At 71.7% G+C, this 18,548-nt stretch carries 19 protein-coding genes and 1 pseudogene; 6 read left to right on the top strand and 14 right to left on the bottom strand.

Annotated elements, in window-relative coordinates; all coding sequences use genetic code 11:
- From TN53_RS38020 to TN53_RS38010, 3 genes are all read right to left on the bottom strand, one after another.
- A partial coding sequence (locus tag TN53_RS38020) for an ROK family protein (RefSeq protein ID WP_046263413.1) occupies window positions 1-639 on the bottom strand: 639 nt, incomplete at its 3' end.
- A 99-nt stretch (window positions 640-738) separates the two neighbouring features.
- A complete protein-coding gene (locus TN53_RS38015; protein ID WP_046263411.1) occupies window positions 739-1,401 on the bottom strand; it encodes a response regulator transcription factor in 663 nt (220 codons plus the stop codon).
- 14 nt (window positions 1,402-1,415) lie between these two features.
- Window positions 1,416-2,585 (bottom strand): sensor histidine kinase, encoded by a 1,170-nt coding sequence (locus TN53_RS38010; RefSeq protein ID WP_046263410.1) that lies wholly within the window; start codon window positions 2,583-2,585, stop codon window positions 1,416-1,418.
- 108 nt (window positions 2,586-2,693) lie between these two features.
- Here TN53_RS38010 and TN53_RS38005 point away from each other — a divergent pair, with 108 nt between their 5' ends.
- Genes TN53_RS38005 through TN53_RS37995 form a run of 3 tightly spaced genes read left to right on the top strand, consistent with a single transcriptional unit; the run spans window position 2,694 to window position 4,769 of the window.
- Window positions 2,694-3,614, top strand: a complete 921-nt coding sequence (locus TN53_RS38005; protein WP_046263409.1) for an ATP-binding cassette domain-containing protein — start codon at window positions 2,694-2,696, stop codon at window positions 3,612-3,614.
- Window position 3,615: 1 nt separating this feature from the next.
- Window positions 3,616-4,341 (top strand): ABC transporter permease, encoded by a 726-nt coding sequence (locus tag TN53_RS38000; protein ID WP_046263408.1) that lies wholly within the window; start codon window positions 3,616-3,618, stop codon window positions 4,339-4,341.
- Between the two features lie 41 nt (window positions 4,342-4,382).
- Complete coding sequence (locus TN53_RS37995) at window positions 4,383-4,769, top strand: hypothetical protein (protein ID WP_046263407.1); 387 nt, start codon at window positions 4,383-4,385, stop codon at window positions 4,767-4,769.
- Window positions 4,770-4,773: 4 nt separating this feature from the next.
- Here TN53_RS37995 and mug read toward each other — a convergent pair whose 3' ends face one another.
- From mug to TN53_RS37950, 9 genes are all read right to left on the bottom strand, one after another.
- Window positions 4,774-5,319 (bottom strand): G/U mismatch-specific DNA glycosylase, encoded by a 546-nt coding sequence (gene mug, locus TN53_RS37990; RefSeq protein WP_046263406.1) that lies wholly within the window; start codon window positions 5,317-5,319, stop codon window positions 4,774-4,776.
- Window positions 5,320-5,348: 29 nt separating this feature from the next.
- The gene (purB, locus tag TN53_RS37985; RefSeq protein WP_046263405.1) at window positions 5,349-6,791 is read right to left on the bottom strand and encodes an adenylosuccinate lyase; all 1,443 of its coding nucleotides are present in this window, start codon (window positions 6,789-6,791) and stop codon (window positions 5,349-5,351) included.
- A gap of 83 nt (window positions 6,792-6,874) precedes the next feature.
- Window positions 6,875-7,657 (bottom strand): SGNH/GDSL hydrolase family protein, encoded by a 783-nt coding sequence (locus tag TN53_RS37980; RefSeq protein ID WP_046263404.1) that lies wholly within the window; start codon window positions 7,655-7,657, stop codon window positions 6,875-6,877.
- A gap of 59 nt (window positions 7,658-7,716) precedes the next feature.
- Window positions 7,717-8,730 (bottom strand): hemolysin family protein, encoded by a 1,014-nt coding sequence (locus TN53_RS37975; RefSeq protein ID WP_046263403.1) that lies wholly within the window; start codon window positions 8,728-8,730, stop codon window positions 7,717-7,719.
- Window positions 8,727-10,070: a hemolysin family protein gene (locus TN53_RS37970; RefSeq protein WP_046263402.1), complete on the bottom strand. Its 1,344-nt coding sequence runs from the start codon at window positions 10,068-10,070 to the stop codon at window positions 8,727-8,729. The genes TN53_RS37975 and TN53_RS37970 overlap by 4 nt, the downstream gene beginning before the upstream one ends.
- A 195-nt stretch (window positions 10,071-10,265) precedes the next feature.
- Entirely contained in the window at window positions 10,266-10,691 is a 426-nt protein-coding gene (locus TN53_RS37965) for a GNAT family N-acetyltransferase (RefSeq protein ID WP_046263401.1), read from the bottom strand.
- 56 nt (window positions 10,692-10,747) lie between these two features.
- The gene (locus TN53_RS37960; protein ID WP_046263400.1) at window positions 10,748-11,605 is read right to left on the bottom strand and encodes an LLM class F420-dependent oxidoreductase; all 858 of its coding nucleotides are present in this window, start codon (window positions 11,603-11,605) and stop codon (window positions 10,748-10,750) included.
- A 76-nt stretch (window positions 11,606-11,681) separates the two neighbouring features.
- A complete protein-coding gene (locus tag TN53_RS37955) occupies window positions 11,682-14,249 on the bottom strand; it encodes an ABC transporter permease (protein ID WP_046263399.1) in 2,568 nt (855 codons plus the stop codon).
- 4 nt (window positions 14,250-14,253) lie between these two features.
- The gene (locus tag TN53_RS37950) at window positions 14,254-15,126 is read right to left on the bottom strand and encodes an ABC transporter ATP-binding protein (RefSeq protein ID WP_046263398.1); all 873 of its coding nucleotides are present in this window, start codon (window positions 15,124-15,126) and stop codon (window positions 14,254-14,256) included.
- A gap of 203 nt (window positions 15,127-15,329) precedes the next feature.
- On the opposite strand from TN53_RS37950, the gene TN53_RS37945 reads away from it, so the two are divergent.
- Together TN53_RS37945 and TN53_RS37940 are read left to right on the top strand one after the other, a co-directional pair.
- The gene (locus TN53_RS37945; protein ID WP_046263397.1) at window positions 15,330-15,569 is read left to right on the top strand and encodes a hypothetical protein; all 240 of its coding nucleotides are present in this window, start codon (window positions 15,330-15,332) and stop codon (window positions 15,567-15,569) included.
- A gap of 4 nt (window positions 15,570-15,573) precedes the next feature.
- The gene (locus tag TN53_RS37940; protein WP_046263396.1) at window positions 15,574-15,948 is read left to right on the top strand and encodes a hypothetical protein; all 375 of its coding nucleotides are present in this window, start codon (window positions 15,574-15,576) and stop codon (window positions 15,946-15,948) included.
- On the opposite strand, the gene TN53_RS37935 is transcribed toward TN53_RS37940, so the two are convergent.
- Window positions 15,949-16,632, bottom strand: a complete 684-nt coding sequence (locus TN53_RS37935; protein ID WP_046263395.1) for a class I SAM-dependent methyltransferase — start codon at window positions 16,630-16,632, stop codon at window positions 15,949-15,951.
- A 73-nt stretch (window positions 16,633-16,705) separates the two neighbouring features.
- Window positions 16,706-17,392, bottom strand: coding sequence for an esterase/lipase family protein (locus tag TN53_RS37930; protein ID WP_046263394.1), 687 nt, complete (start codon window positions 17,390-17,392; stop codon window positions 16,706-16,708).
- 115 nt (window positions 17,393-17,507) lie between these two features.
- Between TN53_RS37930 and TN53_RS37925 the strand changes: the two are divergent.
- Window positions 17,508-18,548, top strand: a pseudogene (locus TN53_RS37925) (LuxR family transcriptional regulator); the annotation flags it as partial.

Below are 18,548 nucleotides of genomic sequence, written 5' to 3'. Positions count from 1 at the left end.
GGACTCGGTGGCGGCGCCCTTCCAGTGCTCGGCGACCGCCGCGGCGTTGGCGTCGTTCTCCACCAGGACCGGGCACTTGAAGGAACGGCTCAGCCGCTCACCGAGCCGCAGCCCCGTCCACTGGGGCAGCGCGGCGCACAGCCGCACGGTGCCGTCCGCCTCGACGATCCCGGGCGAGGCGACCCCCACCGCCCGCAGCGACTCGCGTGCGACGCCGGCCCGGCGCAGCAGCTCGGCCACCGCGGTGCGCAGCCGTTCCAGGCGCTCGTCGGCCGACGCCGTCTCGGAGACGTCCTTGGCGACGGCGCCGAGCACCCGGCCGTCCAGGTCCGACAGGAGCGCGGCGACCCGGTGGGGCCCGATGTCGAGGCCCAGCAGATGCCCGGCCTCGGCCCGGAACCTGAACCGCCGCGCGGGCCGCCCCTGCCGTCGTACGACACTCTCGTCGGCCGCCTTCTCGACGACGTACCCCGCCTCGATGAGCCCCTCGACCACGCCCTCGACGGTCGGCCGGGACAGGCCGGTCACCCGCGTGATCTCGGTCAGCGTCGCGCAGTCCGTGGCGCGCAGAGCGTGCAGCACCACCGCGGAATTGATCCTTCGCAGCAGCGAGGGATCCCCGCCGGTCAGCCGCCCCAACGTCCGTCCTCCCAGCTCGTGCGCGTGTTGGCCGGATCGTACTCGTAGGGACGGAGCCGGGCGAGTGCGGGGACCCGAGAGATCGTGACCGGGTCCCGGTCAGCCGGGCGCCACGAACCCCGACTCGTACGCCGCGATCACGGCCTGCGTGCGATCGCGCACCCCGAGCTTCGCCAGTACGCCGCTGACGTGGGACTTCACCGTCTCCGTCCCGACGATCAGCCGCTCGGCGATCTCCGCGTTGGACAGCCCGCGGGCCATCAGCCGCAGCACCTCGGCCTCCCGCTCGGTCAGCTGGGCCCGCTCCATCGCCGCCCGGGCCGCACGATTCCCGCCACCCTCGCCGTACTCGGCGGCGAGCTGCCGCACCGACGCCGGGAACAGCAGCGACTCACCTTCGGCGACCAGCCGCACCGCGTGCACGATCTCGGCCGGCCGGGCCCGCTTCAGCAGGAACCCGTCGGCTCCGGCCCGCAGCGCCTCGTACACGTACTCGTCGTTCTCGAACGTCGTCACCACCAGGATCTTCGGCGGCTCGTCGATCGTCCGCAGCACCGCGCGCGTGGCCTCGATCCCGTCCAGCAGCGGCATCCGTACGTCCATGGCGACCACGTCGGGCCGCAGGTGCCGCACCAGCGGGATCACCGCGGCCCCGTCCGCCGCCTCCCCGACGACCTCGATGTCGGGCTGGGCCTCCAACACGGCCCGCAGACCCGCGCGTACGAGGGGTTCGTCGTCGACGAGGAGAACGGTGACCGGCATCCGGCCAGCGTAGATCAGCGCAGCGGCAGCTCCACCCGCACCTGCCAGTCACCCCGGTCGGGGCCGGTGTGCGCGCTGCCGCCCAGCAGGGCCGCACGCTCGCGTATGCCGCGCAGACCGCTGCCCCGGCCCGGGCCGGGTATGTCGGCCGTCAGTGGATTGCGGACCTCCAGAGCGAGGCTGTCCTCCACGACCGCGATGCGCACCCGGACGGGGACGGCCCCCGCGTGCCGCAGCACATTGGTCAGGGACTCCTGGAGGATGCGGTACCCCTCGCGGGAGACCGGTCCGGGCAGCGTGTCGACGGGCCCGGTCAGCTCGGCGTCGACCTTCGCGCCGGAGGCGCGGGCGGACTCCAGCAGACGGTCGCAGTCCGTCAGCGTCGGCCGGCCGTTGACCGGTCGCCCGGACTCGCGCAGGATCCCGAGAACCCGTTCCAGGTCCTCCAGGGCCGCCCGGCCGGTCTCCTCGATCGCGCCCAGGGCACGGTCGGTGAAGGCGGGATCGCCGGCCGCTCGGGCGGCGCCCGCCTGGACGACGGCGACGGTCAGCGCGTGGCCGATGGAGTCGTGGAGCTCGCGGGCGATGCGGGTGCGCTCCAGGAGCTGCTCGGTGCGTTCCTCCAGGGCGGCCATGCGATCGGCCGGGGAGGGGCCCAGGAGACGGCGGGCGAGTGCGGTGATGAGCCGGCCCGAGCCGACCACCGTCACCGCCAGCGTGATCAGCGCCGGGGGCACCAGCAGGACGTGCCACCAGGCGTGGCCGTGGAGCAGGACCAGCAGGCCCTCCCCGACGTCACGGCCGAACGCCGACGCCACCAGGTCGACGGAGGCGATGAGCAGCTGGACGGTGAACACCGAGGTCGCGCAGCCGATCAGCAGCCGCGCCTCCAGCCATACGACGACCCGCCCCCGGTCGCCCCAGGAGGCGGACGGCGAGACGACGATGTCGGTGCCCGCGCTGTCATGCCGGTGACCGGTCAGCAACAGCCGGGCCTGCAGACCCTCCACGGTGCGCATCGCGGGCACCAGCCCGACCGGAGCGAGGACCATGGCCGCCATCACCCAGGTCCACCACGCCTCCTGGATGAACAGCCACATGCTCGGCCACACGATCGCGATGAACAGGTGCAGCAACCGTGTGTACGTCACCGCCCGGCCGAGCGGGCGCAGCAAACGGACCATTGCGTCATCGTGCCAGCCGCCACTGACAGCGAGCCTCCCCCGCACGGGGGAGACGATCTCCACCCGTGGGGGAGGCCCCGCCCCCGCCCCACCGGCCAGGCTGCAGTCATGACCAGCATCGAAGTCCAGAACCTGACCAAGGAGTTCGGCATCCGACGAGCCGTGGACGACCTCACCTTCACCGTCCTCCCCGGCCGGGTCACCGGCTTCCTCGGCCCCAACGGAGCCGGAAAGTCCACCACCATGCGGCTCGTGCTCGGCCTCGACCGGCCGACGTCCGGCACCGCCACGATCGGCGGTCGCGCCTACGCCGGCCTCGGCGAACCCCTACGTCACGTCGGCGCCCTGCTCGACGCGCAGGCCGCGCACGGCTCCCGCACCGGCCGCGACCACCTGCGCACGCTGGCCGCGAGCAACCGCATCCCGGACAGCCGCGTCGACGAACTGCTGGAGGAGACCGGCCTCGCCCCGGTGGCCCGGCGCCGGGTGAGGACGTACTCCCTGGGCATGCGCCAGCGGCTCGGCATCGCGGCCGCGCTGCTCGGCGACCCCGAGGTGGTCATGCTGGACGAGCCCTCCAACGGCCTGGACCCCGAAGGCATCATCTGGATCCGCGGGCTGCTGCGCCGCCTCGCGGGGGAGGGGCGCACCGTCCTGGTCTCCAGCCACCTCATGAACGAGACCGCGTCCTTCGCCGACCACCTCGTGGTCCTCGGCCGGGGCAGGCTCCTCGCCGACACCCCGATGCGCGGGTTCATCCATGCACGCGTGCAGCCGCGGGTACGGATCCGCACCACGGACCCCACCACCCTCAAGACCGTCCTGGCCGAACACGGGCATGACGCCGCCGAGCACGAGGACGGGCACTGGACCGTGCACCACGCGCGCGTGGACGAGATCGGCCGCCTCGCGTCCGCCGCGGGCATCCCGATCCTCGAACTGACCTCTGAAGAGGGCACGTTGGAGCAGGCCTATCTGGACCTCACCTCCACCGAAGCCGAGTTCACCGCACAGCCGCAGGAGGCCTGACATGTCCCACGCACCCGTTCTGCACGCCGAGTGGCTGAAGATCCGCACCCTCCGCTCGCTCCTCGGGGCGCTGGCGGCGCTGTTCGCGGCGACCACGGCGTTCTCCGCGCTCGCCGGTGTCTCCGAGACGTCGGACCCCGACTTCGACCCGCTGTTCACGGCGTTGTCCGGCATCGCGCCCGGTCAGATCGCCGCGATCTCCTTCGGCGCCATGGCCGTGTCCTCGGAGTTCCACGGGGGTGCGCTGCGGCTCTCGCTCGCCGCGGTGCCGCGGCGCGGACGGTGGTACGCGGCCAAGCTGACCGCGATCGCCGTACCCACCCTGGTCGTCGGGCAGATCACCGCCCTGGCCGCGCTCCTGGTCGCGAAAGCGGGCCTGGGTGACGCGGCGAGCGGTCTGACCGCGGGCGAGCAGGCACGCGGCGTGGTGGGCTGCGGCCTCTACCTCATGCTCATGGCGCTGCTCGCGGCCGGCCTCACGGCCCTGCTGCGCAGCGGGGTGGGCGCGCTCTCCCTGCTGATCCCGTTCGTCCTCGTCGTCTCGTTCGTGATCGGGGACGCGGTGGGCGGCGCGACGGACTTCCTGCCGGACCGGGCGGGACAGGTGATCCTGTACGAGTCCTACGACGGCCGGATGGGGCCGTGGGCGGGCCTTGGGGTGACCGCGCTGTGGACGGGGGCGGTACTGGTGGCGGGCGCGTGGAGCGTGCGGCACAGGGACGCCTGACGGCACGCCAGTTGTCAGTGGGACCCGGTTTACTGGATCACATGGACATCGCGGAGGACCTCGCCCTGATCGACGCGCTGTGCGCCCGGGACCTTCCCGCGGGGCACAGCGGCTACCACGCCGCGTGGTTAGGGCCCGGGGACTGGCCGGACGCGACTGATTGCTACGCCTACGAGGCGGCTGTCGCCGAACGGTTGACGCACAGGTGGGGAGAGCCGTCGCGCTGGGGGACGGTCACACTCCAGGAGCGCATCGCGCGGGGTGAGGTCATACCCGAGCCCTGGGCGATGCTCGCCGCCCTGGCAATCGACCTGCGTACGTGGGACATACCCGGCAGCGCCCTCCGGGTCACCCTGGCGGTGGCCGACCGGAACGGCGAGGACCAGCCTCGACTCCGGGTGTTCGTCACGGACATCGACCCACCGTGACCCGTCAGGCCTGCGCCGCCACCCGCAGCCGCCCGAACTCCTCCGCCATCGTCGCCGCCGTCCAATGCGCGTTCAGCCCGCTCGGATTCGGCAGCACCCACACGCGCGTGTCCCCGAACGTCCGCTCCTGCGGACCCACCCGGGCCTTCTTGTCGTCGAACGCCGCCCGGTACGCGGTGACCCCGACCACCGCCAGCCAGCGGGGCCGCAACCGCGCCACCTTGAGCGCCAGTTGCCGCCCGCCCTCGCGATACTCCTCCGCGCTCAGCTCGTCCGCCCGCGCGGTCGCCCGCGCCACGACGTTCGTGATGCCGAGCCCGTAGGACAGCAACTCCTGCTGCTCCGACGGCTTCATCAGACGAGGCGTGAACCCGGACAGGTGCAGGACCGGCCAGAAGCGGTTGCCGGGACGGGCGAAGTGATGGCCCGTGACGGCGGTCATCAGACCCGGGTTGATACCGCAGAACAGCACGTGGAGACCGTCCGCGACGACGTCCGGTACCAGACGGTCGCGGGCGGCCTCCAGCTCCGCGGGGGTGAAGCGCGCCATCGCGTGCGGTGGTCAGCCGGTGCGCCGGATCAGAGGATCGCGCCGGGCGTGTAGCCGGCGGCCTCCGGGTGCTGCTTCACGATCTCCTCGATCCGGCCGACGACCACACCGACCTGGTCGGCCGCGGCGCCCGTGAAGGACAGCTTGTCCGCCATCAGCGCGTCCAGCTGCGCCCGGTCGAGCGGGATGCGCTCGTCCGCGGCCAGCTTGTCGAGGAGCTCGTTGCGCTCGGCACCCTGCTCGCGCATCGCGAGCGCGGAGGCGACGGCGTTCTCCTTGATCGCCTCGTGCGCGACCTCACGGCCGACGCCGGCACGCACCGCGCCCATGAGCACCTTGGTGGTGGCGAGGAACGGCAGGTAGCGGTCCAGCTCGCGGGCGACGACCGCCGGGAAGGCGCCGAACTCGTCGAGGACCGTCAGGAACGTCTCCAGCAGACCGTCGAGCGCGAAGAACGCGTCCGGCAGCGCGACCCGGCGCACCACCGAGCAGGACACGTCGCCCTCGTTCCACTGGTCGCCCGCCAGTTCGCCGGTCATGGACGCGTAGCCGCGCAGGATGACCATGAGGCCGTTGACGCGCTCGCAGGACCGGGTGTTCATCTTGTGCGGCATCGCGGAGGAGCCGACCTGGCCCGGCTTGAAGCCCTCTGTCACCAGCTCGTGCCCGGCCATCAGCCGGATCGTCTTCGCGATCGAGGACGGCGCCGCCGCCAGCTGCACCAGCGCGGTCACGACCTCGTAGTCCAGGGAGCGAGGGTAGACCTGGCCGACCGAGGTGAACGCCTGGGAGAAGCCCAGGTGCCGGGCGATCCGCTGCTCCAGATCCGCCAGCTTCGCCGCGTCGCCGCCGAGCAGGTCGAGCATGTCCTGCGCGGTGCCGACCGGGCCCTTGATCCCGCGCAGCGGGTAGCGGCCGAGCAGCTCCTCGACCCGGCCGTGGGCGACGAGCAGCTCGTCGGCGGCGGTCGCGAAACGCTTGCCGAGGGTCGTGGCCTGCGCGGCGACGTTGTGCGAGCGGCCGGCCATGACCAGCTCGCCGTACTCGCCGGCCAGCTTGGCCAGACGGGCCAGAACGGCCACCGTGCGGTCGCGCATCAGCTCCAGCGAGAGCCGGATCTGCAGCTGCTCGACGTTCTCTGTGAGGTCGCGCGAGGTCATGCCCTTGTGGACGTGCTCGTGCCCGGCGAGGTCGTTGAACTCCTCGATCCGCGCCTTCACGTCGTGCCGCGTGACCTTCTCGCGCTCGGCGATGGAGGCCAGGTCGACGGTGTCCAGGACACGCTCGTAGTCGGCGATCGCCTCGTCCGGCACCTCGATGCCGAGGTCCTTCTGGGCCCGCAGCACGGCGAGCCAGAGCTGCCGCTCCAGCTTCACCTTCTGCTCGGGCGACCAGAGCGTGGCGAGCTCGGCGGAGGCGTAGCGTCCGGCGAGGACGTTCGGGATGCGGGGCTTGGCGGGAGCGGAAGTCACGTAAACGGATTCTACTGGCGATTCGTGCAGGCCAGCGCCACGGATACGTTCGGCGGAACCTACGAGACCTGCGTCACGCCGAGCTAGGCCGTCGGCCCCTCGTAAGGCAGCAGGTCGGGCCGCTTCGCCGGCAGGCCGTCGCCCGAGGAGCGGCCCGTGAGGCGGCGGCCGATCCAGGGGAGCAGGTACTGCCGGGCGAACCGGGCATCCGCGACCCGTCGTGCGGCCCACCCCGGCGGCAGCGTGGCCGGCATCGGCGTACGCCACTCGGTGTCCTCGGGGTCGTAGCCCAGTGTCTGCCAGACGGCCTCGGCGACGCGGCGGTGGCCCTCGGCCGTGAGGTGCAGCCGGTCCACGTCCCACAGGCGCGGATCGCCGAGGGACGGCGCCCCGTACAGGTCGACGACGATCGCGCCGTGCTTCCCGGCCAGCTCGTCGACGCACTCGAAGAGCTCTTCCATGCGCGGCCGGAACCGCTCCAGGACCGGCCCCTGGCGGCCCGGGCTGCGCATCAGCACGAGCTGCTCGCAGGCCGGGGCGAGCCGCTCCACGGCCTCGGTCAGCAGAGCGCGTACCCGCCCCATGTCGCACTTGGGCCGCAGGGTGTCGTTGAGGCCGCCCACCAGCGTGATCACGTCGGGCCGCATGGCCACGGCCACATCGATCTGCTCCTCGACGATCTGCTGGATGAGCTTGCCGCGCACCGCGAGGTTGGCGTACCGGAAGCCGGGCGTCACCGCGGCCATCCGGCCGGCCAGGACATCGGCCCAGCCCCGGTAGGCGCCGTTCGGGAGCAGGTCGGACATGCCCTCGGTGAAGGAGTCGCCGAGGGCGACGAGGCTGGTGTGTGTGGGGTTCTTCTCCATGGCGGAGAAAATGCTAACCCGTTCACATACCCGGCGGTCGGTCGGCCTGCTCTCCGGGGCTACGCCCGCTGTCCGAACAGCTCCCGCAGCACGTCCTCCATCGTCACCATCCCCGCCAGCCGCCCGTCGCCTCCCAGCACCGCCGCGACATGCGTCCGACTGCCCCGCATCGCTGTGAGGACGTCGTCCAGCGGTGTGCTCTCCCGCACGCGCGCGATGGGCCGCATGTCCCGGACCTGGAACGCCAGATCCCGCGGGGAGGCGTCCAGCGCGTCCTTCACATGCAGATAGCCGAGGATGCGCCGCCCGTCGTCCACCACCGGGAACCGGGAGAACCCGGACTCGGCCGACAGTCGCTCCAGCTGCTCCGGAGTGACGCCCACGCGCGCGTAGACGACCCGTTCCAGCGGGAGGACGACATCGCGCACCGGTCGGTGGCCCAGTTCCAGGGCGTCGTGCAGCCGCTCCCGGGTCCGGTCGTCGATCAGGCCCGCCTCGTCGGAGTCCTTGACCAGCCGGGCCAGCTCGGCGTCCGAGAAGGTCGCCGTGACCTCGTCCTTGGTCTCGACCCGCAACAGCTTCAGCAGGGCGTTGGCGAAGGCGTTGATCGCGAAGATCACCGGGCGCAGGCCCCGGGACAGGGTGACCAGCGGCGGGCCGAGCACCAGCGCGCTGCGCACCGGCTCCGCGAGCGCGATGTTCTTCGGCACCATCTCGCCGAGCAGCATGTGCAGATACGTCGCCGCGGCGAGCGCGATCACGAACGACACCGCGTGTCCGGCGCCCGTCGGCACACCGAGCGCGTGGAACACCGGCTCCAGCAGGTGCGCGATCGCCGGTTCGGCGACCACACCGAGGATCAGCGTGCACAGGGTGATGCCGAGCTGCGCCGCCGCCATCAGCGCGGACACATGCTCCAGACCCCACAGCACGCTCTTGGCGCGCCGGTCGCCGTCCTCGGCATACGGCTCGATCTGCGAGCGCCGCACCGAGATCAGCGCGAACTCGGCACCCACGAAGAAGGCGTTGACGACGAGGGTCGCCAGACCGATCAGCAACTGGATCGCGGTCACTTCCCGCCCTCCCCTTCGAAGGATGCGGATGTGTCGTCGAGCGGAGCGTGCAGCAGCACGCGCGCGGCCCTGCGCCCGGAGGCGTCCACCACGTCCAGCCGCCATCCGGCGACCTCCGCGGTGTCGCCGACGACCGGGATACGGCCGAGCTCGGTCGCCACGAGGCCGGCCAGGGTCTCGTACGGCCCCTCGGGCGCCCGCAGGCCCACGCGCGCGAGGTGGTCGATGCGCGCCGAGCCGTCGGCGGAGTACAGGACGCGGCCCTCGTCGTCGGTCCCGGCCGCGGCCAGGTCGGGTGTCTCGTGCGGGTCGTGCTCGTCACGGACCTCGCCGACGACCTCCTCGACGATGTCCTCCAGCGTGGCCACCCCGGCCGTACCGCCGTACTCGTCGATCACCACGGCCATCGTGCGCTTGCCGGACAGCCGGTCGAGCAGCCGGTCCACGGTCAGCGACTCGGGCACGAGCAGCGGCTCGCGCATCAGCTCGGAGACGGGGACGCGGGCCCGGCGCTCGGCCGGGATCGCCAGGATGTCCTTGATGTGCGCGGTGCCCACGACCGAGTCGAGGTTGCCGCGGTAGACCGGGAACCGGGACAGGCCCGTCGCGCGCGTGGCGTTCGCGACGTCCTCGCAGGTCGCCTGGGCGTCCAGGGCGATGACCTGCACACGCGGCGTCATCACGTTCTCCGCGGTCAGGTCGGCGAGGTTCAGGGTGCGTACGAAGAGTTCGGCGGTGTCGGCCTCCAGCGCGCCCTGCTTGGCGGAGTGCCGGGCCAGGGCGGCGAGCTCCTGGGGCCCGCGCGCGGCGGCCAGCTCCTCCGTCGGCTCCACGCCGAACAGACGCACGATCCGGTTCGCCGTGTTGTTGAGGTGCGTGATGAAGGGCCGGAACGCCGCGCTGAACCAGCGCTGTGCGTTGCCCACCCGCTTGGCCACGGCCAGCGGCGAGGAGATCGCCCAGTTCTTCGGCACCAGCTCGCCGACGACCATCAGGACGACGGTCGACAGAGCCGTGCCGAGCACCAGCGCGACGGACGAGGCCGCCGAGCTGGAGATGCCCAGCGACTCCAGCGGACCGGCGATCAGCTTGGCGATCGACGGCTCGGCGAGCATGCCGACCACCAGGTTGGTGACGGTGATGCCGAGCTGTGCCCCGGAGAGCTGGAAGGTCAGATTGCGTACGGCCTTCAGGGCGCCCGACGCGCCCCGCTCGCCGCGCTCCGCGGCCCTTTCCAGGGCGCCGCGCTCGACCGTGGTCAGCGAGAACTCGGCGGCGACGAAGGCGCCGCAGGCCAGCGAGAGCAGGATCGCCACGAGCAGGAGGAGCACTTCGGTCATCGGGTCACCTCCGTCCCATGATCGGACAGGGTGCGGGGTATCGCGCGATCTCGCGTACTACTGGGAGGCTCGCCCATGGGCGGACGCTCACACCTTTCATTGGAGGACCGAGTGGTCCCCCAATGTTAAAGGACCGGCAAAGAGGGTCATGCAAGGAGGCGGCGCCTCGATCAGACGGTGAGACGCGTCCCCCGATCAGGCGGTGAGGTGCTTCACCCAGCGCCGCCACTTCTCCTCGGGCGCGTACCCGGAGGCCCGCCACGCATGCTGCCCCGTCTCGTTGCGGACCAGCACCATCGCGTCCGCGCGGCGCCCGCCGAGCCGTACGAACCGCTCCTCCGCGGCCGTGAGCAGCGCCGAGCCGATGCCCTGGCGGCGCCGCTCCGGGTGCACCGCCAGCCGGTACAGATGGCAGCGCCAGCCGTCGAAGCCCGCGATCACCGTGCCGACCAGTTCCCCGTCCCGCTCGGCCAGGATCAACGCCTCGGGGTCACGCGCCACGAGCCGTTCCACGCCGTCCCGGTCGTCGCTGATGCTCGTGCCCTCGGCGGCGGTCTTCCAGAAGGCCAGTACGGCGTCGAGGTCCGCGGGCGCGGCGGCGCGAAAGTGCAGTTCAGTCATACGGCGATCCCATCACGCGGGCCGGACGGCTACACCGAATTCCAGCATCCGGACCGTCACCTGCCGCCCAGCTCGGCGACGACCGGTGCGAACGCCTCCATGTACGGCTCCAGGACCGTCAGGTAGGTGAAGCCGTACGTCTCGCGCTGGGCCAGCACCTGCGTGGTGATCTGTTCCAGGGTGCCGACCAGGAGGATGGGCAGCTCCAGCGCCTGCTCCACGGTCGCGTCCGGCACCCGTTCCACGAGCGGTGCCACGGCGGCGGCGCGGTTGTCGGTGACTGCCACCAGCTGGATGAGGAGGTTCAGTTCGGCCGGCTCCTTGCGGGCGGCCGCCAGCTCCTTGTACCGGGCGAGACGTGCCGCGAAGTCCGCGTTGGCCATCGGCACCAGCTTTCCCTCGGTGCTTCCCGGCACCAGGGACGCTCCCGTGAAGGCCGCGATGTCGGCGTGCTCGGCGGCGAGCCCGAGCATCCGCTCGCCGTTGCCGCCGAGCATCAGCGGCACCTCCGAGTCCAGCAGCCGCCCCAACTCCTCGACAGTGCGCCGAAGATGGTCCACGCGCGCGCGTGGCGAGCCGAAGGGCAGCCCCGCCGCGTCGTGCTCCGCCTGTACGTACCCGGTGCCGAGCCCGAGTTCGAGGCGCCCTCCCGTCAGCGCGTCGGTCGTGGCCACCTCGCGCGCGAGCAACGCCGGGTTCCAGAAACCCGCGTTGAGCACGAACGTGCCCAGCCGCGGCCGCTCGGTCGCCCCGGCCGCCGCGACCAGCGCCGGGAACGGGGCGGGCATGCCCAGATGGTCGGGGACCAGGATCACGTCGTACCCGAGCTCCTCGGCCCGGCGGCACTTGGCCCGCCACTCCCCGGCGGGCGCGGGATCGATGAAGCTGACACCGAAACGGAACGGACGCGGCATGAACTCTCCTCGTTCGCGGGCGACTTGAGATCACACCGATTCCATCACTCGCCCGCGACGGCCGCCACCGCGCTCCTCACTCGTGCGCGATGGCCGCCAGCACGTTCATCCGCGACGCCCGCAGCGCCGGCAACAGCGCCGCCACGACACCCACCACCGCCGAGCCGACCACGACCGCGACGATCGTGCCCCACGGGATCGCCAGCGCCGACATGCCCTGCAACGCCAGCACCTGCTGGACGCACACCCCCCACACCAGGCCCAGCGCCAGTCCGAGGACCGCGCCGAACACCGCGATCACCACCGACTCCAGACGGATCATCCTGCGCAGCTGACGCCGGGCGAGCCCGATGGCGCGCAGCAGCCCGATCTCCCGGGTGCGCTCCACCACCGACAGGGCGAGGGTGTTGACCACGCCGAGCACCGCGATCACGATCGCGAGGCCGAGCAGGGCGTACACGAGGTAGAGCAGGACGGCGATCTGGTCGTGGACCAGGTCCTTGTAGTCGGCGATGTCACGCACCTGGACCTGTGGATACGGGTCGAGTGTCTTCTCCAGGTTCGCGCGCAGCTTGTCCGAGCCGGTGCCGGAGGCGGCGTTCACGTAGAGCCCCGAGTCCTGCCCGCCGGGCGCGTACCGCTGGAGCGTGTCCAGGCCGAAGTAGATGCCGCCCTGCGTCCCGAAGCCCTCCGCGGACTCCTGGTCGGTGAGGGCGCCCACGGTCAGCTCGGCCGTCTTCCGGCTCTGGAATTCCACGGGGATCGTGGAGCCGATCCGCACGCCGTGGTCGCGCGCGAAGTCCGCGTCCATGGCGATGCTTCCGGAGGCGAGCGCGGCCGCGGTGTCGCCCTGTGCGTACTTGATGTTGGCCACGTCGTCGAGCTGCGGGTCGTAGGCCGCCGCGGTCGTCTTGACGCGGTCGCCGTCCGGCAGACGTACGGCGACCGGGGCGAACTGCGAGCGGACCACGAGCCCCACGCCGTCCGTGGCGCGGACCTTTTCGGTGACCTCCTGCGGGAAGGGCACGAAGTTGCTGTTCTGGATGACGAAGTCGGCGCCCAGCGTGTCGTCGATCTGCTGGTCGAAGGACTTGGTCATGGAGGCGCTGGCGACGGACATCCCGCCGACCAGGGCGAGTCCGACCATCAGCGCGGCCGCGGTGGCGCCGGTGCGCCGGGGGTTGCGCAGGGCGTTGCGCTGGCTCATCCGGCCGACCGAGCCGAACAGCGCGGGGAACGCCCCGCCGAGGACACGGATCACCGGGCGCACGAGCAGCGGTCCCGCGATCACGGTGCCGATCAGCGTCAGGACGACACCGAGGCCCAGCAGGGACGCCGCCGACGACGTGTCCGACGAGAGGACACAGCCCAGCAGGGCTGCCGCGCCGGCCCCGAAGACGACGCCGCCCACCAGGGCGCGCACCTTCAACGGCCGTCCCACGCCCGCGATCTCGGCATCCGCCAGCGCGGCCATGGGCGAGACACCGGCCGCGCGCCGGGCGGGCAGGTACGCCGCCACGAAGGTGACGCCCACGCCGACGACGTACGCGGCGACCGGGGTACCCCAACCGATCACCATCTCGCTCGACTTGATGTTCATACCGAGCGTGTTCATCAACGCGATGAGCCCGGCGGCGAGCCCGATGCCGGTCGCGAGCCCCAGCGTCGAGCCGACCACACCGAGCAGCATCGCCTCGGTCAGCACCGAGCGGCGCACCTGACGCCGGTCGGCGCCCAGCGCCCGCAACAGGCCCAGTTCCCGGGTCCGTTGGGCGATGAGCATCGAGAAGGTGTTGACGATCAGGAAGACACCGACGAGGACGGCGATGCCCGCGAAGCCGAGCATGACGTACTTGATGACGTCGAGGAATCCGCCCAGCGACTCGACATCGGACTTGGCCTGCTCGTCGGCGGTCCGGATCTCGTAGTCGCCGGTGCCGATCGCGGCGGCCACGCGCTGCTTCAACTGCGCGTCGCTCACGCCGTTCTTCGCGTCCAAGGAGATGCCGGTGGCCGCGTCCGCGTCGCCCAGCAGCTTGGTCTGCGCGGTCGGGGTGTCCAGGAAGAGCAGGGTCGCGCCGGGGTTGGTGGTGGTGAATGTGGCGATGCCGACGAGCCGGACCTTGAAGGTGCCCTGCGGTCCGATGACGCTGAGCGTGTCACCGATCTTCAGGTCCTTGCGGTCGGCGGACTCCGAGTCGAGCAGGGCCTCGCCCGCGCCGTGCGGGGCATGACCCGAGGTGAGCTCGACCGGACTGCGCGGACCGGGGCTCCAGTCGGTGCCGATGGTGGGGGCGCCGGTGGTCGAGCCGACCGCCTCGTTCTCGCTGTCGGCGACGGTGATGTTCTGGACCTCGGCCTCCAGGCGCGCGTCGGCGACCCCGTCGATCCGGGCCACCCGGTCCAGGAGCGAGGCGGGCAGGGTGGCCGTCATGCCGGAGGGGATCGCCTCGTCCAGTTCCTCGCGCGGGCTGACCGTGACATCGGGCGCTGTCGAGGCGAAGAGCCGGTCGAAGGTGCGGCTGAGCGTGTCCGAGAAGATCAGGCTGCCCGCGACGAACGCCACGGACAGGACGACAGCCAGCGCGGACAGCAGCAGCCGTCCCTTGTGGGCCAGGAAGCTGCGGAGCGTCGCCTTCAGCACGGCCTCAGTCCTTGTCGAGGGAAGGGGCGTCCGCGGGTGCGGCCCCCGATGGCGGGCTCTCCTCGTGGTGCCCGCGGATCACGTCGGATCCGGGGGTCTGGGGGGAACCCCCGGTAAAGAGGCGCATGCGTTCCAGGACGGCCTCCGCCGTGGGCCGCTCCATCTCGTCCACGATCCGTCCGTCCCCGAGGAAGAGGACCAGGTCGGAGTGGGCGGCGGCGCCCGGGTCATGGGTGACCATGACGACGGTCTGCCCCAGCTCGTCGACGGCCTCGCGCAGGAAGCCGAGGACCTCCAGGCCGGCCCGCGAGTCCAGGTTGCCGGTCGGCTCGTCCGCGAAGATCAGCTCGGGCCGGGAGGCCAGCGCCCGGGCACACGCCACGCGCTGCTGCTGACCGCCGGAGAGCTGGGCGGGCCGGTGCTTGAGCCGGTCCCGCAGCCCCAGGGTGTCGATGACCTGGTCCAGCCACTTCTCGTCGGGTTTCTTGCCCGCGATGTCCATGGGCAGGGTGATGTTCTCGGCCGCGTTCAGGGTGGGGATCAGGTTGAACGACTGGAACATGAACCCGATCCGGTCCCGGCGCAGCCGCGTCAGATCACGTTCCTTCAGTCCCGTGATCTCGGTGTCGCCGAGCCAGACCTGGCCGGCCGACACGGTGTCCAGCCCGGCCAGGCAGTGCATCAGCGTGGACTTCCCGGACCCCGACGGACCCATGACCGCGGTGAACCGGCCGCGCGCGATCTCCACGTCCACCGAGTCCAGGGCGATCACCGATGTCTCGCCCGAGCCGTACGCCTTGGTCAGACCGTGGGCGCGGGCCGCGATCCCGTCGGCCGACGCATGGCCCGGGGCGTGCTCCGCAGCAGGTGTGGACAAGGCCGCCTCCTCAAGGACGTGCCGACTCCTCGGTCCCGGCCGAGGGTAGTGTGATCCACCCCACATCCGAAATCCCCCTGGGGTGCCGGTCGCTCTCCATCGCAGGTCGGGTCCCTGATTTCCGTGTAAGGGGCACACTTAGGGGACGGGCTCCGTCGGACGTGCCCTTGCCCCTGCTAGCACTCCGGCGCTAGCGTCGAGGTATGGCGAAGACCCAGCTGAACGTACGGGTGGACGAGGGCACAGCCCGCGCCGCTCGCGAACGCGCTCTGGCCCGCGGGATGAGTGTCAACCGCTACATCGAAGAACTCGTCAAGCAGGACACCGGGGAGGTCGGCCACACCTTCGTGGAGGCCGCCGCCGACTTCATGAAGCAGTACGAGAACGTCTTCGCCGAGGAACTGGGCGGGGAACGCGAGGGCTCACGCGAAGGTCGTCACTGAACCGTTGAGCAACCTCAGGATCGACCTCGCCTGGCTTCTCATGCTCGCCGACCAGAAGACCCCGGGAGACCCCCAGGTCATCGACTGGGGCGCCCTCGTCGCCGCCGTCGCGCGCCACGAGGCCGAGATCTTCGACGTCCCGGTCTACGACAGCCCGCACGCCCGGGCCGCGGCCCTGCTCCAACTCCTGATCCACGTACCGGCGTTGGAGCGCTCCAATGCCCTGTTCGCCTCCGCCGTCGCCTACGCCTACCTGGTGGCGAGCGGCCTCAAGGTCGTCACCTCGCCCGAACAGGTCCGGGAACTGGCCCGACTGGTCAAGAGCGGTGAGGCGTCCGTGCACGACATCGCGCAGGAACTGCGCCAGTGGAGCCTGTGATCAGCTCTCGGCGGGGCGCCACGCGGTGCCCAGCACGCAGTAGGAGGACGGCAGCCTCGGCCCCTTCTCCGGCATCAACACCTGCCGGTAGGGGCCGAGTTCGAAGCCCGCCTCCCGCAGGGCCGCGATCGGATCACGGGACAGATGGCAGCCCCCGCTCAGGGGCGGCCACACGGTCCGGTCCAGGGTGCGCTGGGTGAGACGCATCGCCTGCCCGCCGCCCCGGCCGTGCTCGAAGAACCGCACGACACCGCCGGGCCGCAGCACCCGCCGTATCTCCGCCAGGGCCCGTGGCAGGTCCCGCACGCTGCACAGCACCAGCGAGACCACGACGGCGTCGAAGGCCTCGCTCTTGACCGGCAGCGCCTCCGCCGCACCCGGTACGACGTCGACGGGCACCCCGGAGCGCAGGGCGGCGTCCACCGCCAGCCTGCGCAGCGTGCGTTCCGGTTCGATCGCCACGACCTCCGAGACCGTCCCCGGATAGTGGGCGAAGTTCAGCCCGTTGCCCGCGCCGATCTCGATGACCCGCCCGGACACTCCGGCGAGCAGGCGTTCCCGCACGCCGGCCATGCCGGCGCGGGTCTCGGCGGCGACGCTGACACGGGCGTAACAGCGGGCGAAGAGCGGGTGGTGCACGGGATCGCGCGGCAGCTTGCCGGAACCGACGGACCGTAGCGGCATGACGACCTCCCGGACGGGACAGGGTCTACCTCGATTGTCCCCCGGATGCGCCCCGCGCACCCACGCTCGCGCGCTACGCGACGAAGTTGCGCACCTGCTCGTACACGCCGTGGTCGTTGTTCATGTCGGTGTGCGAGACGCACCCGACCTCGACGTTGGTCGCACCGCTCAGGATCGCGGTGGTGTCCGGGGTGAGCGCGTCGTCGCAGTTCGACCAGTAGCTGGCGTACGAGACGCTGCCGGGTGTCTCGTCACCGGAGTTGAGCGAGGTGAGGAACGAACTGCCCGTGTACATCTGCGCACACGACGTGTACAGCCACGAGCACCAGGAAGCGGTCGTCGTGCCGTGGTTGACGCCCGCGACCGACACGAAGTCGTCCACGTACGAGGTCCCGCCGAGGTTCTTGAGGTAGTAGCGGGAGTTGAGCGCGCCCATGGAGTGGACGACCAGGTCGACCTTGGAGGCGCCGGTCTGGGAGAGCACGCTCTGGATCTTGGTGGACAGTTGCTGGGCGGTGGTGACGTTCGACTGCGTCCAGTCGTACGACCACGCGACCAGCTCGGAGGACGAGTAGCCGTCGGCCTTGAAGTCGGCGATCCAGTCGTCCCAACTGCTCGCGGAACTGCTCAAGCCGTGGACGAAGACGATCGGATTGTGGGTCGCGGCCTGAGCGGGGGCCGCGGAGAGGGGGAGCGCCAGAAGGAGCGATGAGACGACGGCCGAGACGGCCGCTGAAATGCGACGCCGGGAGCGTTGCATGATGCCTCCTGAAACGGGTGGGGTTGTCAGGAGTGTCAGGCGGGGTCTACGCGCGCCGCATCGGCGAACTCGCCGGTCTTTACGAGTCAATTAACTCGCCAGTAACGTCAAAGGTGTGCTGACTCCTGTAACCCCGCCGCCCCTCGAGGGCACTTCGTCACCGCAGCCCGCGGAGACGTGGCAGGACCTGGCCGCCGGCCTCCCGGAGGGCGTCCGGGTGCGGCTGCTGCATGCGGTGCACGGCGATCCGCGCGCGGCCGCCGAAGCCGTACGGCTGCTCGGCGCACGTCAGTCGACGGGCCTGGACCCGCTGCCGGCGGAACCGGCGGAACTGGCCCCCGCGTTGCTGCGCGCACACCGTGCGGAGATCAGGGAGCTGCCGGACGACACCCGGCTGTTGCTGCTCCTGGCCGCGGCCGACCAGTACCCCGTCGTCACCCACGCCTTCCTGCGTGCCGTCGCCGCCGCCCGGCTCGACACCCGGCCCATGGAGGCCGCCGAGGCGGCCGGGATCGCGCACGCCACGGCGACCGGGGTCGTCTTCCGCGACACCTGGACGAGGATCGCCGCGTACGAGTCGGGATCCCCGGCGGACCGCCGCGATGTCCACCGGCTGCTGGCCCGGGTCCTGCGCACCGGTGGCGAAACGTCTCTGCGCTCCTGGCACCGCGGCGCGGGAGCACTCGGACCGAGCACCCGGCTGGCGGCGGAGCTGGGAGCGGCCGCGACGAGGTCCCGCGACGCGGGCCGCCTCCAGCAGGCCCGTGCCCTCGCCGAACGCGCCGCCGCGCTGAGCCCCGACCGACCCGCACAGACCCGGCTGCTGGCCCGCGCGGCGGCGTACGCCTGGCAGGCCGGGGACGGGGACCGGGCCCGCCGGCTGGCCGCATCGTCCGGCGGCGACGCACTCACCGGGGTGCTCGCGCTGCGGGCCGGCAACGCGGCGGAGGCGTTCGACGCGCTGCTGACGGCCGTGGTGGCGAAAGAGGACGGGGGCGGCTGCGAGCCCGGGGCGGGGGAGACCCTCCTCCGAGGCGCGGGGCACGTCACTCGCGCGGCGCCGTACGAGACGCCCGTACGGACACCGAGCCGGCCGAGCGTCCTGGCCTCGCCGTCCGCCGATCCCTCGACCCCCTCGCCCTCCCCCCGCCCCCGC

The organism is Streptomyces sp. WM6386 (assembly GCF_000972385.1).
GTDB lineage: Bacteria > Actinomycetota > Actinomycetes > Streptomycetales > Streptomycetaceae > Streptomyces.
Note: the sequence above shows the minus strand (reverse complement) of the source record. Positions and strands in the feature narration are given on the sequence as shown.

Coding starts and splice junctions, on each gene's coding strand:
- TN53_RS37945 (WP_046263397.1), top strand. CDS start 15,330: ATGGCGAAGACCCAGCTGAACGTACGGGTGGACGAGGGCACAGCCCGC.
- TN53_RS37980 (WP_046263404.1), bottom strand. CDS start 7,657: ATGGAGAAGAACCCCACACACACCAGCCTCGTCGCCCTCGGCGACTCC.
- TN53_RS38010 (WP_046263410.1), bottom strand. CDS start 2,585: ATGGTCCGTTTGCTGCGCCCGCTCGGCCGGGCGGTGACGTACACACGG.
- TN53_RS37965 (WP_046263401.1), bottom strand. CDS start 10,691: ATGACTGAACTGCACTTTCGCGCCGCCGCGCCCGCGGACCTCGACGCC.
- TN53_RS38015 (WP_046263411.1), bottom strand. CDS start 1,401: ATGCCGGTCACCGTTCTCCTCGTCGACGACGAACCCCTCGTACGCGCG.
- mug (WP_046263406.1), bottom strand. CDS start 5,319: ATGGCGCGCTTCACCCCCGCGGAGCTGGAGGCCGCCCGCGACCGTCTG.
- TN53_RS37930 (WP_046263394.1), bottom strand. CDS start 17,392: ATGCAACGCTCCCGGCGTCGCATTTCAGCGGCCGTCTCGGCCGTCGTC.
- TN53_RS37935 (WP_046263395.1), bottom strand. CDS start 16,632: ATGCCGCTACGGTCCGTCGGTTCCGGCAAGCTGCCGCGCGATCCCGTG.
- TN53_RS37995 (WP_046263407.1), top strand. CDS start 4,383: ATGGACATCGCGGAGGACCTCGCCCTGATCGACGCGCTGTGCGCCCGG.
- TN53_RS37970 (WP_046263402.1), bottom strand. CDS start 10,070: ATGACCGAAGTGCTCCTCCTGCTCGTGGCGATCCTGCTCTCGCTGGCC.
- TN53_RS37960 (WP_046263400.1), bottom strand. CDS start 11,605: ATGCCGCGTCCGTTCCGTTTCGGTGTCAGCTTCATCGATCCCGCGCCC.
- TN53_RS38000 (WP_046263408.1), top strand. CDS start 3,616: ATGTCCCACGCACCCGTTCTGCACGCCGAGTGGCTGAAGATCCGCACC.
- TN53_RS38005 (WP_046263409.1), top strand. CDS start 2,694: ATGACCAGCATCGAAGTCCAGAACCTGACCAAGGAGTTCGGCATCCGA.